Source organism: Marinibium conchae (genome assembly GCF_015595035.1).
Classification (GTDB): Bacteria; Pseudomonadota; Gammaproteobacteria; order Enterobacterales; family Alteromonadaceae; genus Glaciecola.
This window is the reverse complement of the sequence record NZ_JADNRN010000001.1, coordinates 1328815-1346056: the sequence shown is the minus strand read 5'-3', so window position 1 is coordinate 1346056 and position 17242 is coordinate 1328815. Positions and strand designations below refer to the sequence as shown.

Sequence of the window (17242 nt, the reverse complement as noted above, 5' to 3'; positions counted from 1 at the left end):
TATTCATTATTCAGAATTTTTGTTGGAGAATTCGATGCCAGCCCCTCTATTATGGTTAGGTGCTGCTTGTATAGGCTTATATGCAAGCTCTAAAGTCAGTGACTCGTATAAACAGAGTAAAAGTGTGGTCGCTCAACTTCCAGGTGATTCAAATAAGCGTGTGAGTCCAAAAAATGGTGCAGTAGTCTGCTGCGGTATATACGGTGTTTTAGATCATACCGGAATATGGGTTGATGGAAATATTTACGAGCTCAGCGGCGCTGGGCTTATTCGATGCATATCGCCTCAACGGTTTTTGCAAAATCGAAGCGGAGACACCATTTACCTTGCTTGCGATCAATCATATCTTCCGCTCGCTAATGAGCAAATAGCAGAGCGCTGTATCAACAGCCTTTATCAAGTGCGCGAATATGACTTACTTGATAACAACTGTCATAAATTCGTGATGGAGATGTTACTCGGGCGAGAAGTCGCAATAACTAGCTTCTCCGAACTTAATCAAGCTTTATCAAATTTATATTTATCTACAATCAGCTGGCACCAGCTGAAAATGTAGAAAGTTGCTAAAGTGTTGCGCTAAATCATATGTTTTGTGTTTAATTGTGAGTAAATTTTGAACTAATCATATAAGTGCATTAGTATTGATGAAGAAGAGTTATTAGATATAACTTTTTGAGTTAGTTAATTACTTCACGCTAAATAGGAGATGTTATGTCTCAGCAGTTCGACGAAATGCCAGAAACAGCGATTAATAGTAGTGGTATCGCTCGCGTTATACCTTGTAGAAAATTAGAGGTTTTCGATTCCATTAAATGGATTACCCTAGCGATTAATGATTTTAAAAGAGCACCAGTAATCAGCCTAGGCTACGGCGCTATTTTTACAATAATTCCGTGGTTTATTTTCTATCTAATCAATGCCACAGGTTGGTATATGATAATTTTCCCAGCAATGGTCTGCTTCATGTTGCTTGGGCCTTATCTGGCGGCGGGGCTTTATGATGTCGCATGGCAATTCGAAAAAAGTCATAAACCCTCGTTTCGACATTCGATGAAAGCGATGTCACGAAATGCTGTTAATGAGTGGGGCTTTGCGATTTTATTGATGGTATTGATGATATTTTGGCTCAGAATTGCGTCATTAATACACGCATTTTATCCAACTAACGATACTTTAATGAATTTGATCCCATTTTTGGCCGTCGGTACAATTGTTGGCGCTGGTTTAACGGTATTGGTGTTTTTTATCACCGCTTTTACACAGCCTATTTTGTTAGAGAGGCGAGTTGACTTGGCAACCGCAGTACTGACGAGTATGAATGCTGTCTGGCTCAATAAAAGAGCCATGTTCTTTTGGGCATCCATTATTTTGTTCTCGGTATTTTTGGGTTTCGTTACCTTCTTCTTTGCGTTTCTAGTAATTATGCCAATTTTAGGCTACGCCAGTTGGCACGGGTACATTGATACCATAGAAGTAAAACGAGAACGCAGTTACGAGTAAATTGTTGGGAGCTTGTAATGAAAAAGAGCTAGCACCTTGTGTCAGCTCTTTTCAGTGCTTTTAACGCCCTTATCCTGTCGACTTATTCGAAATCCACATAGTTTGATACGGTGAGAAAAATAACTCTTCTTGGTCGTGCTGAATGGTTTTTTCTTCGATTAAGTCGTACCACATGTTGTTTTCAATCAGGTTGATATCGGATAGCCTCACCGATAGCGTTTCATTCGAAATATTCGAAATACAGAAAATGCTCTGTTGTCGGTCGGAACTTTGTCGCCAATAGCCGAATATTTGTTTACCTAGCTGCAAGGTAAATTGCGTTGCGTTAGGATGAAAGGCTGGTTGAGATTTTCTAATGCGAATTAACATAGACAGTTTACTGAGCACTTTAGCATGCATGCTTTCAGCATTGGCGAGCAGCTTTGTTAGTTCGTTTATATCCCACCTATGTCGATTAATTCCTCTATTTTGCCCGGTGTTAATGACTTTTTCCTCATCATTTGGCGTAGCAATCAAAGAGTGAATATAAATGCCCGGTATTCCTTCTAAGCCAAGCATGATCGCGTGTGCACAAATGAAGCGCGATAATTGAAATTCATCCTCGCCATCTAGCGTACCCTTAAGCGCATCAATTAAGGCGATATTGAGCTCATAAGGCTTCTGTTTACCACCTTCAGCCATGCGCCATGAAACCTTGCCGCCAAAAGACTGCATGCAGGCAGCTAGCGTGTTTAGCTCTGCAGTATCCAATAAGCCCTCAGCAGGACGCAGACCGATACCGTCATGCGAGGCGATAAAGTTAAAATAGCTTGTGCCATTTTGTGCAGGAGGCATGCTCATCATCCAGCTCTTTAAGTAGGTGCAGTCACCACTCACTAGGGTATGCAGGAGTAGAGGAGGCAGAGAAAAATTGTAAATTGCATGGGCCTCATTCGCATTCCCCAAATAAGTAAGATTCTCTCTGTTAGGAATATTGGTTTCTGTAATAATAATTGTGTTAGGGGCAACATGCTCAACAAGTGTTCGTATCAGACGAACCACTTCGTGTGTTTGATAGAGGTTGATACTTGTGCTGCCGACAATTTTCCAAAGGAAGGCGATTGCGTCAAGACGAAATACTTTGGTACCTTTCTCAAGGTAGAGTCGAATAATATCAACAAAGGCTACCAATACCTTCGGGTTTCTGAAGTCGAAATCAACTTGATCGTGACTAAAAGTACACCAAACATGTTTGATGCCCGCCGCGGTTTCAACTTCCTTGAGCAAGTCAGAAGTTCTTGGCCGCACAACAAGGCTGGTGTCATCGTCTGGAGAGGCGGTAAAAAAGAAGTCATGGCCGGCACCTTCCTGCGCAATGAAGTTTTGAAACCATTGACTTCGCGCTGAACAGTGATTAATTACCAAGTCAGTCATCAGGCCATAGTCCTTCGCGATAGACTCAATGTCTTCCCAGTCTCCCAAACTCTGATTAACGCTAGAGTAATCAATTACCGAAAAGCCATCATCAGAGCTATAGGGGAAAAAGGGCAGTATATGAACATGACTAACAACAGATGATAAATACTCATCGATAAAGTTCTTCAAAGTGAAAAGAGGTTTTTCAATTTGAGCAAACTCATTGTTATTATCTTGTTTAATCACACTATCACCATAGGTAATCATGATAATGTCAGACTCGTCCCAACGATTTTTATGTGGGGTAGGATAGTGGCAGTCTTCTTCTGAGCTTATGCCGATTTTACTCATCAGCAGCGGCACTAAGTTATCGAGTTCGTCCTGCGGTAATATCCCGTCATAAATGACTTCAAGGTGATGTTTAACCTTTTGTTGAAATGCGGATAATACGGATCCCATAGCTTGCCTTCCTTATATTAACTGGCCAAATTCTTTATAATCTTCTTCCACTGCATTTTTAAGACATTCTAAAACGTCGGGTTTAGCGCTAACAACTCTATTCCAACTTGGTATAAATGGCGTTTCCATCGGGTTATCTAAGAAACTCTGTCCTGCTTTCATGATGTTTTGCGCAAACATTTCGACAGCTTTCTCTTCACTGTGAATATCGAGGCTTAATCCGTTCATGATGGCGTCGTTGTTATACGTCTCAATGAAGTCCAGAGCGATCCTGAAGTAGGTAGCTTTTATCGTCCTGAATGTTTCGGTATTAAAGGTAGTTCCTTGGGTAGCTAGTTTTCTAAACAGTGCCTTGGTAATGTCAATCGACATTTTAGATAAGCCACCATGTTCATTATTTAGCGACAGGTCTTGATGCTTGTGATCGTAAGTCTGGGCGATATCGGCCTGACAGAGGCGATTATGAGAGTAGTTTCGATGCATTTCAGACAATACGCCAATCTCCAATCCCCAATCACTTGGTATACGAATATCATTGAGTACGTCACGTCTAAACGAGAACTCACCAGCTAAGGGATAACGAAAGCTGTCCATGAATTCAAGGTACTCATTCGAACCGAGGGTAGTCTTTAAGGCTCTGAGCAACGGTGTTACCAATAGGCGAGATACTCGGCCGTTGACTTTACCATTTGCCACTCTCGCATAAAAACCTTTACAGAATTCATAATTAAACTGAGGGTTGGCTACCGGGTAAATCAGACGGGCCAACAAGGAGCGCTCATAAGTAAGGATGTCGCAGTCGTGCAAGGCAACACTTTCTACTTTTCCTGAAGCCAGTATATAGCCCATGCAATACCAAACATTACGGCCTTTGCCGAGTTCTTTTGGAGCCAGTCCTAGTTCTTGTAGTTCCGCGTCTAGGGCTTTTAATCTTGGTCCATCATTCCACAAAATTCGATGATGTTGCGGCAGTGTATCGAAAAACTTAAGCGCATGGATATATTCATCTTTAGATGCTCTATCTAAACCAATGACTATTTCTGATAAGTAGGGTACTTCTTTTATATGCTCTATAGTTGCGGGTAAGGCCTTGCCCTGCAGCTCGGAAAAAAGTGATGGTAGTATCAGTCCGAGGGGGCGCTTTTCAGAGAACTCTGTTAATTCTGATTCCAAGTCATCAATTGAACGATCTTCTAGATTATGAAGCGTCGTAATTATTCCATTTTGATAAAAATCAGCCATGTGTTTCTCCTGTCATGATATTATTCTTTCGTCTTAGTATTGGTAAATACTGATTCTGGTATTAATTGGTCGAGCACTTCAGCCCAACCTACGGGGCCGTAGCCTTTGCTAGTGTATAATTTGCTACTTCGCTCGACCTCGGGAGGCTCATTTACCGGTGAAGCTATTCTTACCGCGGTATCAGCTATCTCTAGCATGGCGATATCATTCTTTCCGTCGCCAAGCGCGATTGATGAAACGGTGACTGTTTTATGCTGTCTTTGGTATTCCTTAAGAAGCCATGATAAGGCCACACCTTTATTATTATCACCACAGATATGCAGGAAACGACCGCCTTTTAGCGGGGTTGCCCCAAGCCTTTTTATATGAGCAATAAAGGTGTCCATTTCCTCTTCATTACCTTTCCATAGCAGCGGCTCACCAAAAAGACGTTGAGACGATAACACTGCATCTTCCTCTTCAAGGCCGGTCACTTCCATGATTCTATCGGTTGACATAGAAGAAAACGCTTCGAAGAGATGACCAAATTCAGGCGTCACCTTAGATATTAACCCCAACCAATAGTGTCGCTTCGAGCTAAATGTTTTTACCCAGAACCCATCCTGCCATACCGCACCTCGGGGCTTTTCTGGGAGAAAGTTTCGAGGCATATAAACCGCCGCACCATTTTCAACAATAAAGGGGCCATTTAGCCCTAAACGCTCCCGCAAAACCCTAAGTTCAGCGAGTGTCTTACTGGTATTAGGAATAATGGGGATACCATGAGACATTAATCTATCCATACAAGCTTGGGCTGCTTGATGCTCATAGCTATAGTGATCGAGAAGAGTACCGTCTAAATCAGTAAAGATAAGCACCTGACGTTGATATTTTGTGACTAACTCACTATGCATTGTATTGGCTTTTGATGATGTTTCGTTCATTGTCTAAATTGAATACCCAGTTACATTTTTGTTCCAGTGTACACAAACTTTGTTCAGTGAGTCGCTGATAATATTGAATAAATGCATAAATTTCTTGGTCGGTCATTGTTGCGCTCGTGGCGCCATTTCTTTGAATAAGCTTGTGTTCTTGCTCACAGCGCCAAGAGTAAACAGAATCAAACGAGGGAGCGCGAAGAAATACCCATTGATGCATGAATTGATAAAGGGGCATATAGTCTGTTGATAGGCTCTGATTAACATAGCGTCGCCAAATAGCATTTTTATCTTGTTCTTCTTCAAGCTTGTTGATTGGCATAGCAATCTCATCATCGTTTTGCGCTGGGGTTCCCCAGCACCAACCTTCTATGATAACGGTGTCAACTATGCTAGTTGACCATTTCCAATCTGATGCCGCTACTTGGTCATCAATTGATTTATCAAAGCGTGGAAGTTGAACCTTTTCATTGTTTGCTAGCGCAGTTAGCACTTTTGAAAGCAGCTGTGTGTCATGTGTACCTGGAACGCCTCTGGTCTTTAACAAAGGGTGAATTGTGTTACTTCTTAGTAAACGTTCAGCCTTGCTTAAGTAGAAGTCGTCTAAGGAAAGCACTACGACCGATTGTTGATGAAATTGTTGCAAACAGAACTTAAGAAAAGCACTTAATGTCGATTTCCCTGAGCCTTGACAGCCGTTTATACCAATAAATAAAGGGTGTTTTGCACGATTTTGGTGCGATGTGATATTTTCTATGATTGGCTTGAACCATTTTTGTGCGCTCGAGAGGTAGGATAGGGGAAGCTTTTCCTTTTCTAAAAAGGCTTTGTATAAGCTTATGTCATTTTGCATTTTTTTGTTAAACCTCTACTTTCCGCGCTTTGGGTCTGTAATCTGTTGTGTGCAATGAGTGATTTGCATGATGTCGTTATGGATAACTAAAATTAACAACAATCAATATCGGCCAAAAAATACTGTTGGTCAAAAGAGTCGTTACAAGTATCGTGCCACGATACTTGTAAGCAAAGATTAGCCTACTTTACCTTAGCAGTAATAACAGCGCGCTTGGGTGCAGGGTAACCCTCAATGGTCTTGGTGGGGTCGGTAGGAGATAAAAAATCTACAAGTGAATGGTTTGTCATCCACTCAGTAGCGCGTTGTTCTTCAATTGTTGTCGTCGACAAGTCAACTAACTTAATATCTTTGAAGCCTACACGCGCAAGCCATTGCTGAAGCGCCGCGCAACTTGGAATAAACCAAACATTGCGCATTTGAGCGTAGCGCTCTCCAGGCATGAGTACGGTATTTATATCGCCATCAATTACAATCGTCTCGAGTACGAGTTGTCCACCACGAGCAAGTTGGTTTTTCAATTGGTATAAAAATTCGATAGGGTCGCGACGGTGATATAACACGCCCATTGAAAACACAGTGTCAAAAGACTGAGTTTGCGGCATGTCTTCGATACCAATCGGTAAAAAGTGTATCGGCTTGTTGTTTAAATAGCGTTTGAAGATAGAAAATTGATAGAAGAACAAGTCTGTAGGGTCAATGCCTATTGCTAAGCTCGATTCTAGTCCTAGCATACGAAACAAGTGGTAACCGCTACCGCATCCAACATCGAGTACTTTTTTACCTTTTAGGTCATCCACAAAGGGCAGAACGCGCTCCCATTTCCAGTCTGAACGCCACTCTGTGTCGATATCAATGCCAAAAAAGTGAAAAGGTCCCTTACGCCATGGCATAAACTGTTTTAGTACCGATTCCACATGTGCTTTATGTGAATCGGAGATATCGTGATCATTTAAGAGCAGCGATACTCCTTTGCTCAGGTCTACACTATAATTGTCGAAAGAGGGAAGCTGTGTGAGTTGTTTTTCCCATTTTTTAGCGTCGCCATGTCGTTCAGAATTTTCCCAATTGTCTAATTGAGGAATAAGGCTAGGTAGCCAATGCTCTAAACCATGCTTGAGCAAGTCATGATATGCCAGTTGTTTCCAATTCATCGCCTTACTCCTTTATTGCAAAGAAAGAAGCGAAATTAAATTGTTGGTACCAAATACTTACTTCTTTGAAACCTGCAGACTTCAGTCTTTGCTCGTGTGTTGAAAATTCATCGAGAATCATCACGCTCTCTAGGGCGCTACGTTTTTGCGAAATCTCTAAGTCGCTGTAGCCATTGTCACGCTTGAAGTCGTGATGAAGATCAATGATCGCAGCATTCATTGTTTCATTAGCGAGTTTGATTTTTTCGGACACAATAAAAATACCACCAGGCTCAAGTGCGTTATAAATACTCTTGATAAGTTGTTCCCTTTTACTTTGTTCAATGAATTGTAGAGTGAAGTTCATCACGACTACCGAACATTTTTGTAAAGTTAATTGCAAGATATCTGCTTCGTTTATGCTTATCCTTGCATTGTGTTTATAACTATTAACATGACTTTTGCATCTAGCTACCATTGCCTGCGAATTGTCTATACCAATAATATGAACCTTGCTTGCAGTAGAGTGCTTCGCAATCGATAAGCATACCGCACCGAGTGAGCAACCTAGATCATAAGCTGTGGATCCATCTTGTAAGAACTTAGCGCTGAGCTTGCCAATACCGTCCACTATTGCGCCGTAGCCAGGCACTGAACGGTTAATCATATCGGGAAAAACATCTACAACTTGGGCATTAAATTTGAAGTCTTCTAAATCTGCATGCTCTTTATCATAAAGTGTATCGACAGAGCTTGGTGCGGGAGGATTTTGCATTGAATTTCAACTTATTTGTGGTTTTTACTTCTTTATAACTGCTATAGTCGTTAGTATATAAAAGCACTGAATAACATACATAATAGCAATAATATCAGTAGGAAGTGTTCAAATGTATAAGTTTTTAATCGCCGATGATCATCCATTATTCAGAGATGCTCTAAAGGCGGCATTATCGAGTTGTTTCTCTAATGTTGGCTTCTTTGAATCTGACTCGCTTGACAGCACGATTGATGTGCTAAGAAAAGGCCGAAAAATCGACTTAATTATACTCGACTTGAACATGCCGGGCTGCGATAACTTCTACGGCCTGCTAAGGGTGAGACAAGCATATCCTAATATACCAGTGGTAGTGCTGTCAGCAAGCGATTCTGCCGAGACAGTTGCTCAAGTTATTGAATTTGGCTCCTTAGCCTTTATTCCAAAAACAACGCCAACCCCACAAATCAAAGAAGCAATTGAGAGCGCCTTAGCGGGTAAACAATGGTTACCTGAATCACTAGAACAAGCGCTGCAATCGGTAGATACTGAGGCGAAAACGATAGCTAGCAAACTGAAAGAGTTAACGCCAAAGCAATTTAAGGTACTGAAGTTAGTTAAAGACGGCATGATGAATAAACAAATAGCCGACTCTCTCAACGTTACCGAAGCAACGGTGAAAGCTCATATTGGCGTTATATTTAAAAAATTAGACGTGAAAACTCGAACACAAATTGTCTTAGCGATTGAAAAGCTGAAACTTGACTAATATCTCTCGTCAGCAGCTTACTATGGCCACGAGTGATGTAGTCGACTCGAGCATTCCCCTGGTCGATGTGCATCGTCACCTTGACGGTAATATACGGCCTGAGCTTATATGGTCCTTAGCCAACAAGTACCACTTAGCCTTGCCAGCAGACTCACTTGACAGCTTAAAGTCTGCGCTCATTATTCAAGATCAAACACCTAATTTACTTTCCTTTTTAGACAAACTGAATTGTGGTGTTTCTGTACTCGCTGATGCTAAGGCTTGTTACGACGTAGCCTATGATAATGTGATGTCAGCGAATAAAGAAGGGATTACTGTTGCTGAATTACGTTTTTCACCTCGTTTTATGTCTCAAACATTTTGTCTATCGATGCATGAAGTCACCGAAGCCGTTGTTTCTGGAGTGGAAGATGCCAATAGAGATCACGGAAGTGAACACCGTTTAATCGGTATAATGAGCCGTACTTTTGGAACTGATGCCTGTTTCGAAGAATTAGCAGCATTGTTGAGTTATAAACAACACTTGGTTGCGATAGATTTGGCCGGCGACGAGAAGCAATTTCCTGGGCATTTATTTGTTGAGCACTTCAGACAAGTGAAAGAATCTGGTTTGGGGGTGACTGTTCATGCCGGTGAGGCGGATGGCGCGCAAAGCGTTTGGGACGCAATTAAGCTTTTGGGCGCACAGCGCATTGGTCACGGCGTTGCAATAGCAGAAGATGAATCTTTAATGGATTATGTTGGTGAGCATAATATCGCCATTGAAACTTGTTTAACGTCGAATTATCAGACGGCAACGTGGCTGAATTATAGGTCTCACCCGATTAGAAAGTTTCTTAATGCTGGATTAAACGTCAGTTTAAATACAGACGACCCAGCAATATCGGGGATTACTATTCATGATGAGTATCAAAAAGCTCGTGACTTAGTTGGACTATCGATACAGCAAACGAAACAACTTCAATTAAATGGTGTTTCACAACTCTTCGCCACAAAAAAGCCAACTGAATGAGGTGAGTCCTCATTAGCTGGCTTTTAATATTGAGCTGTAGAGCTGAGGCCTATGCCGCTTTTGCATCCTTCGATGTTTTGGTGGCTTTGCGCTTAGCTGCAGTAGGCTTTTTCACCTTTTTACTCGTTGACATGAGCAGTTCTTGAGGGTCGAAGTCATCAACGTTGATAGTGCGTAATCTACCCGCCTCAGTTTCACTGAGCAAGTCTGCCTCTTCCTGTGTGATGATATTTTCGGCTAAAGCACGCTCTGCAAGTTTATCGAGACCAGTCATTGGTAGCTTTTCACCGAGTGCTTTGCAGATCTTATCGAAAATCGGTTCAGATTTAACCACGTTGACGAGTGTTTGTTCTAAATCACCAAACAAACTGCCATGCTCTTGATTTACATATTGTCCATAGCCTAATCTGTCTCTAGTGGCATTAGGTTTTTGCAGAACATCGGCAATTTCATGCTCGATACTGTCAGATGGGGCAGAGTAGCGCTTACCAAAAGGCAATACTAGGAGCCTAAGCGGGATGCTAACTGCTTTGGATGGGAAATTTGCTAAGAAATCATCAAGAGCTATCTCTAATTTAGATAAGCAATCCTGCATAGCCCAATGCACAAACGGAAGGTCGTCATGGTTACGGCCTTGTTCGTCAAAACGTTTTAATACTGCAGAGCCAAGATACAAGTAGCTTAGTATATCTCCAAGTCTTGCAGACAAACGCTCGCGACGCTTCAATGATCCGCCAAGAACGCCCATACTAACATCGGTTAGCAATGCTAGGTTTGCGCTGTATCCCTGCATGCTCTTATAGTACTTCGCAGTTTCATCCTTAAACGGAGCAGCGCTTAAACGACCGCCGGTAAGGCTGAACCAAATTGAGCGGAAAGTATTGCTAACAGCAAATCGAATATGCCCGAAAACCGCATCATCAAAAGAATCTAACTGTTCCGATTTATCTTCCATTTGCGAGGCATAAATCTCTTTCAGTACGAAAGGGTGGCAACGCATTGCGCCCTGACCAAAGATCATCATGTTGCGTGTTAATATGTTAGCGCCCTCAACGGTTATGGATATTGGTACACCTTGATAAGCTCGACCCAAGTAATTATTCGGACCAAGACAAATACCCTTACCGCCATGCACGTCCATTGAATCGTTTACGATTTGACGCATACGCTCTGTTAAATGGTATTTACAAATAGCAGATATAACAGATGGTTTCTGGCCTAAGTCTACACCAGCAGTTGAGAGCGAGGTAACAGCATCCATCAAATACGCATTTCCGCCAATTCTACCAAGCATTTCTTCGACACCTTCCATTTGACCAATTGGCATACGGAATTGTCTACGAATTCGAGAGTAAGCGCCCGTAGCGAGAGCCAAGGCTTTTGCTCCGCCCGCCGCAGATGAAGGTAAGGTAATGCAACGACCGACTGAAAGACACTCCATCAGCATACGCCAGCCTTTCCCAGCCATCGCCTCACCACCAATGATGTAACTGAGGGGGACAAAAATATCGGTGCCTCGCACTGGACCATTATGGAAAGGGACATTCAATGGGAAATGACGACGACCAATATCTAAGCCTTTGGTGTCGCGAGGTATTAGCGCGCAGGTAATCCCTAGATCTTTTGTATCACCCAGAAGACCGTCTGGGTCTTCAAGCTTAAATGCGAGACCGATAACCGTTGCAACAGGGGCTAGAGTAATGTAACGCTTCGAGAAAGTAAGTCGCATACCGAGTATCTCTTTACCCTCAAACTTACCTTTGCATACTACCCCGTAATCAGGTATGGCACCCGCGTCAGAGCCTGCTTCAGGACTAGTTAATGCAAAACATGGGATTTCGTCACCTACGGCTAAACGAGGAAGATAATGATCTTGCTGTGCTTTAGTACCATAGTGTTGCAGTAATTCGCCTGGGCCTAAAGAGTTTGGAACACCCACCGTTGAGGAGAGCACGGCACTCACGCCGGCAAGTTTTTGTAATACTCTCGATTGAGCGAATGCAGAAAACTCAAGACCACCGAACTCTTTCTTGATAATCATGGCAAAGAATTTATTATCCTTAAGATATTGCCAAATTTCGTCTGACATATCGGCATCGACATGATTAATCTGCCATTCGTCTACCATGTTACAAACTTCTTCGCATGGACCGTCAAGAAAAGCTTGCTCTTCAGGAGTTAGGCGAGGTTGCGCAATCGCGTGAAACTTCTTCCAATCTGGTTTCCCGCTAAAGATATCACCATCCCACCACACAGTGCCAGCATCGATAGCTTCTTGCTCCGTGGTCGACATTTCAGGCATCACGCTCTTATAAAAAGCCAGTAACTTTTTAGTAATAAATTCTTTTCGCCATGGTGAATAGCTCAGCGGCACCACTATAATTGCAAAGGCAATCCAACCAAAAAAGCCGATACTTCCAAATATACTGCCTATCATCATGGCTGATACGAGGGCAACTAGCGTTGTTTGAGTAGAGGTCTGCTTATAGGCTGTTATGCCATAAGTCGCTAAAATTATAAAAAACCAAAGTAATTCGTTCATGCATGCTCCTGCAGGTCTGACCAGAGTAGTTACGTTATTACTTGCTATGTAAAAGATCAAGTAAATAGCAATAAAAGAGGACGCCTGTCCTCTGTATCATTTTACAAGCGTATAAACTGTTCACATAAAGCTTGACGACGGGGACGTTACCGCTTGAGTATTCTTACGAGTATAGTCTGATTTAGATGAGTTGCTTTTTAAATTATTGTTTGTTGTAACTGGATAATCTAATGTCGCCTTGTTCTTCGCCGTCTTTGAATTGCTGAATACGCACCAAGACGTAATCCAGAGAGGGGGCAAACCAAGCGTAGGTTTGTCGTTTATTTGAGCCTCGATTAACTTTTACTTTAACAGCGTCAATAGTGCCATAGGGAAGTGCCAAGGATTCAGTTTCGACCACTTCAATATTATATTCTCGTTTTTGTCCGCGATAATTTAAAAATTTGTAGTCAAACGCTGATTTGCCTAGCGCTAGTTGACGAGAAATATCAATTCTAAATAGTTGATTGTCATACTCACCTTCCCAAACTTGATCTTCTTGGTCATCAATTTTAATTATCTTCTCTTTGCTATCGAAGGTCACTTTGAGAGATTTATTGGGGCCGGTTCCCTTGCGATGAAATGTATAGCTTACAGGCATTATGCGATTGTCTTGGTATGAAAATACTGTTTCTTCGCTTCTTTTGTCAGATAAAAAGTAGCGGGACACCTTTGATTCGTAATTCAATTGAAATTCGGTAGAGGATAACTGGGAAAGCCGTAAACTAGCATTGCCAATCTTTTTGTCATGCCGAAATGCATGAAATTTAGACTCGAAGCTTTGCGGAAAATTAAAGCCTAGCTTTTCAGTTTTTGTTGAGGTGTCACGAGCATCGGTGTAAGCAGCAGCGGTCGATGAGAGTGCAAGCGCAGAACCGAAAAGCGTAAGGCCTAAAAGAACTAGGCGCTTGCTTTTAGAGATAAATGAAAACACTGACCTTATTTGTAATGTGTCTAATCCATTGACCCATCTATTCGCTAGCATAACCGCACTCCGGTAATTTTTTTCCGTCTAAGTAAGCACCATCGCTTTTTAGTATCGCCCGTTTTGAACACAACCAATTAACGACTATTGGATAAATTTCGTGTTCTTGGCTTTGTACACGCTGTGCCAGATCATCGGCTGAATCACTTTCGAATATTGGCACTTTAGCTTGCAATATCACTGGGCCACCATCCAATTCAGGCGTCACAAAGTGCACTGATGTACCATGTTCTTCGTCGTTTGCATCAAGTGCTCTTTGATGAGTATTCAAGCCAGGATACTTAGGCAGCAAAGACGGATGAATGTTCAATAATTTGCCGGTAAATTGATTTACAAAACCTTCACTCAGTATTCGCATAAAGCCTGCAAGTACAATAACGTCAGCTTGCAAAGAGTCAAGCTCTTTGGCCAAAACAAGGTCGAAAGACTCTCTGTTGGGGTAGCGTTTGTGATCGATGCAAAGCGCATCGATGCCTGCATTCGCTGCTCGGGTCAGAACATAGGCAGAGGGTATATTTGAAATTACTTTTATGATGTCGGCACTGACTTTATTTGACTGACAAGCGTCAATAATAGCTTGCGCATTTGAACCATTACCTGATGCAAGAATAACAACGCGACTACGTGTTCCCACAGTGCTATTTATTGACGCCGATTTAGAAGTAGAATTAGTCATTAGTTATTAATAATAACCTGTTCTTGACCCTCATCACGAGCTGCAATTGAACCGATGATCCAGGCATTTTCACCAAGTTCAACAAAAGCTTTGGTGACTGCATCTGCGATTTCGGCGTCAACAGCAATAACGAGACCAACGCCGCAATTAAAGGTACGATACATTTCGTGAGTCGTCACATGGCCTTTGTCTTGCAAAAGACTGAATATGCTTGGCCATTGCCAACTGTTGCCATCAATCTGCGCTTGCATATCATCAGGGAGAACTCGTGGAATATTCTCCCAAAAACCACCGCCTGTAATGTGAGAAATAGCATTTAGCTCAAACTTTTCAAGCACAGACAGCACTGACTTGACATAAATTCTAGTTGGTTCAAGAAGGTGTTCAGAAACAGTTTTGTCGCCGAGCATTGTATTCGTATCTAATTGGCTCACTTCAATTATTTTTCTGATCAAAGAGTAACCATTTGAGTGTGGACCACTAGAGCCTAGTGCAATGAGCTTGTTTCCAGCAGCAACCTTTGAGCCGTCAATAACCTTTGAAGCTTCGACAACGCCAACACAAAAACCGGCTACATCGTAGTCTTCGCCATCGTACATACCAGGCATTTCAGCGGTTTCTCCACCAATAAGTGCACAGCCTGATAGAAGACAACCTTCCCCGATACTGCTTACAACAGTAGCTGCAGTGTCGACATCGAGTTTTCCCGTTGCGTAGTAGTCAAGAAAAAACAAAGGCTCTGCACCTTGAACAATTAAATCATTAACACACATGGCTACTAGGTCGATACCAATACCAGTATGTTTATTCTCGTCCATTGCTAATCTGAGTTTTGTGCCAACACCGTCTGTTCCAGACACTAGAAGGGGCTCTTTATACTTGGTCGGTAAAGAACATAAAGCACCAAAACCACCTAAGCCACCTTTTACTTCTGGACGGTGAGTTTTTTTGGTCACCGATTTTATTCGTTCTACCAATTGATTGCCGGCATCAATGTCAACGCCAGCATCTTTATAACTAAGTGGTTTGCTTTGTTCAGTCACGCGCTTTCCTCTGAAAAATTTGAAGGCAGATTTTATCAGTTCACAAAGGGAAAAGGTATTAAAAATACGGCTTGTTAAAATATCAGATGCAAAAAGCCAAGAAATCGCGGACAATAGATAGCGCTTATAGAAGGATATATATCGTTTTGAAATTAATATCAAAGATACTGTTTAGTCTTTACATTACTTGTTTTTTAGTTGGTGTCGCAGATGCTCAAGTAACACACTTAAACGAAGGTCGAGTGCCTGTCGCTGATCAGTCGTTGAGTTCGCAGAAAAGCGCCGGAAAAAGAGCTTTTTTACAAGCGGTTGTCAAAATGAGCGGCACAAAGCGAAGTGCTGATAATTTAGTCATACGCAGGGCGGCGACAAACTTTGAGCAGTATTTAATTTCCAGTTCTTATGAGCAAGAAGGTCAATCGCTTTTTTATCTTGCCGAATTTAATCAATCTGCAATTGTCGATCTTCTTCGCGCAGAATTGTTGCCGGTTTGGGGAGCCCGAAGGCCAACAAGTATTATGTGGCTTGCTGTTGAGGACGACGCGACCAAACAAAAAGCATTGCTTACGCAAACTATCGATAACGCACTTATTGATGGCATCAGAGACGCTAGTTATCAGAGAGGTATTGAGCTGATTGTTCCTATCGGTGACCTCAATGATAGTATGAATGTGTCTACAAACGATGTATGGAACCTCTACTCTTCGACAATTTATAACCAATCACTCAGATATGGCACAAATTACGTAATAGGTGCAAAGGTGGGTGTCGGGTTTGATGATGTAAGCGCGACCGAGCAAGTGATATTGTCGTATTTTGTGACGAATGGTAAAACACTTCGCACGGGCGAGGTTGTTGGAAAAGACACTCTGTCTACGATAATCGAGTTCATTAGTTTGTATGCTGATCAGATGGCTCAGGCCTACGCTGTGGATATCAATGCTGATATGGCTTTACAAGACATCATTATAAAAGTCTCTAACGTGACATCCTTGAAACAATATCATTCAGTTCTTGATATTCTGAAGTCATTGACCGTGACTGATTCAGTAGAGCTTAGTTCGCAAGAGCGTGATATCTCAATTTTTCGCATAAAAAGCAGGGTAGACGCTGATCAAGTTAATGCCATTCTTTCACTAGAGAGTCGGTTGATAAAAGCAGAAAATGCTAATGATATCTCCGGAACGATTAGTTACAGAGTGAGAGGAAAGTGATTTGCAGTTAAGCCTTCCGGTTTCGTTGGTCGACAATGAAACCTTTGACACTTTTTACGAAGAGGGTAACGAGCATCTAGTCGAACATCTTTTGGGCTTTCTGAATGAGAATATGCTCTCAGTGCAAAAACCCTTGTTTTATTTGCACGGAACGTCAGGGGCAGGAAAGTCACACCTGTTGTATTCGGCATGTCATGCGCTAAGAAGTCAAAATGAGGATGTAATGTATCTCGATATGGCTGAGATCAAAGCCATGCCAACGCAGGTTATTGACGGCATGGTTAGTAATTCACTAGTGTGTATTGACAATATTGATGCCATTTCGGGCTCCAAAGAATGGGAGGTCGCGATATTTGATCTCATTAATCAGGCCTTAGAAGGAGCTAAGTGTAGGATAATAATCGCGGGGCAGGCTAGCCCTACGGTTATCGGTTTAACTCTTCCAGATCTTATATCAAGGCTAAGTTGGGGCATCGTTTTTCAGTTAGCCAAGCACAGCGATGATGTATTACTGCGAATTCTTGCTCGACGCCTTAGTGAGCGAGGTCTTAAAATAAATGATGAGTCTCTACGGTTTATTTTATCTCGAAGCGAGCGTAAGCTCACCACCTTGATGAGCCTAGTCATCGAGCTTGACGAAAAATCGCTGCAAGCTAAAAGAAAACTAACTATCCCCTTTATAAAAGAGGCCCTTTCTCTTTAACATTAT

16 protein-coding genes are annotated in these 17242 nt (G+C 42.1%); 6 read left to right on the top strand and 10 right to left on the bottom strand.

Annotated features, from left to right (window positions below):
• Nucleotides 1-34 precede the first annotated feature (34 nt).
• Together ISG33_RS05720 and ISG33_RS05715 are read left to right on the top strand one after the other, a co-directional pair.
• Entirely contained in the window at nucleotides 35-556 is a 522-nt protein-coding gene (locus tag ISG33_RS05720; protein WP_195732544.1) for a C40 family peptidase, read from the top strand.
• A gap of 155 nt (nucleotides 557-711) precedes the next feature.
• The gene (locus tag ISG33_RS05715; RefSeq protein ID WP_195732543.1) at nucleotides 712-1500 is read left to right on the top strand and encodes a DUF2189 domain-containing protein; all 789 of its coding nucleotides are present in this window, start codon (nucleotides 712-714) and stop codon (nucleotides 1498-1500) included.
• 69 nt (nucleotides 1501-1569) lie between these two features.
• Here the strand turns inward: ISG33_RS05715 and ISG33_RS05710 are convergent, their stop codons facing one another.
• The 6 genes from ISG33_RS05710 to cmoA form a co-directional block, all read right to left on the bottom strand.
• Complete coding sequence (locus ISG33_RS05710) at nucleotides 1570-3354, bottom strand: sugar phosphorylase (RefSeq protein ID WP_195732542.1); 1785 nt, start codon at nucleotides 3352-3354, stop codon at nucleotides 1570-1572.
• A 12-nt stretch (nucleotides 3355-3366) separates the two neighbouring features.
• Nucleotides 3367-4596, bottom strand: coding sequence for a glycosyltransferase family protein (locus ISG33_RS05705; RefSeq protein ID WP_195732541.1), 1230 nt, complete (start codon nucleotides 4594-4596; stop codon nucleotides 3367-3369).
• A gap of 20 nt (nucleotides 4597-4616) precedes the next feature.
• Nucleotides 4617-5519, bottom strand: coding sequence for an HAD-IIB family hydrolase (locus ISG33_RS05700; protein ID WP_370545294.1), 903 nt, complete (start codon nucleotides 5517-5519; stop codon nucleotides 4617-4619).
• Nucleotides 5482-6366 carry a P-loop NTPase fold protein gene (locus ISG33_RS05695; protein ID WP_195732540.1) on the bottom strand — a complete coding sequence of 295 codons (885 nt, stop codon included), beginning with the start codon at nucleotides 6364-6366 and terminating at the stop codon, nucleotides 5482-5484. The genes ISG33_RS05700 and ISG33_RS05695 overlap by 38 nt, the downstream gene beginning before the upstream one ends.
• A gap of 182 nt (nucleotides 6367-6548) precedes the next feature.
• A complete protein-coding gene (gene cmoB / locus ISG33_RS05690; RefSeq protein WP_195732539.1) occupies nucleotides 6549-7520 on the bottom strand; it encodes a tRNA 5-methoxyuridine(34)/uridine 5-oxyacetic acid(34) synthase CmoB in 972 nt (323 codons plus the stop codon).
• A gap of 4 nt (nucleotides 7521-7524) precedes the next feature.
• Complete coding sequence (gene cmoA, locus ISG33_RS05685) at nucleotides 7525-8274, bottom strand: carboxy-S-adenosyl-L-methionine synthase CmoA (protein WP_195732538.1); 750 nt, start codon at nucleotides 8272-8274, stop codon at nucleotides 7525-7527.
• Between the two features lie 112 nt (nucleotides 8275-8386).
• Between cmoA and ISG33_RS05680 the strand changes: the two genes are divergently transcribed.
• Nucleotides 8387-9022 carry a response regulator gene (locus ISG33_RS05680; protein WP_195732537.1) on the top strand — a complete coding sequence of 212 codons (636 nt, stop codon included), beginning with the start codon at nucleotides 8387-8389 and terminating at the stop codon, nucleotides 9020-9022.
• Nucleotides 9023-9044: 22 nt separating this feature from the next.
• Nucleotides 9045-10034 (top strand): adenosine deaminase, encoded by a 990-nt coding sequence (gene add / locus ISG33_RS05675; RefSeq protein ID WP_195733050.1) that lies wholly within the window; start codon nucleotides 9045-9047, stop codon nucleotides 10032-10034.
• Nucleotides 10035-10083: 49 nt separating this feature from the next.
• On the opposite strand, the gene fadE is transcribed toward add, so the two are convergent.
• The 4 genes from fadE to purM all read right to left on the bottom strand — a co-directional run bounded on the left by fadE (nucleotide 10084) and on the right by purM (nucleotide 15319).
• Nucleotides 10084-12576, bottom strand: coding sequence for an acyl-CoA dehydrogenase FadE (gene fadE, locus ISG33_RS05670; protein WP_195732536.1), 2493 nt, complete (start codon nucleotides 12574-12576; stop codon nucleotides 10084-10086).
• A gap of 202 nt (nucleotides 12577-12778) precedes the next feature.
• Nucleotides 12779-13600, bottom strand: a complete 822-nt coding sequence (locus ISG33_RS05665) for a DUF3108 domain-containing protein (protein ID WP_195732535.1) — start codon at nucleotides 13598-13600, stop codon at nucleotides 12779-12781.
• Complete coding sequence (gene purN / locus ISG33_RS05660; protein ID WP_195732534.1) at nucleotides 13587-14276, bottom strand: phosphoribosylglycinamide formyltransferase; 690 nt, start codon at nucleotides 14274-14276, stop codon at nucleotides 13587-13589. Before purN ends, ISG33_RS05665 begins: the two co-directional genes overlap by 14 nt.
• Nucleotides 14276-15319 carry a phosphoribosylformylglycinamidine cyclo-ligase gene (purM, locus tag ISG33_RS05655; protein ID WP_195732533.1) on the bottom strand — a complete coding sequence of 348 codons (1044 nt, stop codon included), beginning with the start codon at nucleotides 15317-15319 and terminating at the stop codon, nucleotides 14276-14278. The genes purN and purM overlap by 1 nt, the downstream gene beginning before the upstream one ends.
• A gap of 146 nt (nucleotides 15320-15465) precedes the next feature.
• Here purM and ISG33_RS05650 point away from each other — a divergent pair, with 146 nt between their 5' ends.
• Entirely contained in the window at nucleotides 15466-16533 is a 1068-nt protein-coding gene (locus ISG33_RS05650) for a DUF2066 domain-containing protein (RefSeq protein ID WP_195732532.1), read from the top strand.
• Between the two features lies 1 nt (nucleotide 16534).
• Nucleotides 16535-17236 (top strand): DnaA regulatory inactivator Hda, encoded by a 702-nt coding sequence (hda, locus tag ISG33_RS05645; protein WP_195732531.1) that lies wholly within the window; start codon nucleotides 16535-16537, stop codon nucleotides 17234-17236.
• The last annotated feature ends 6 nt before the right edge of the window (nucleotides 17237-17242 follow it).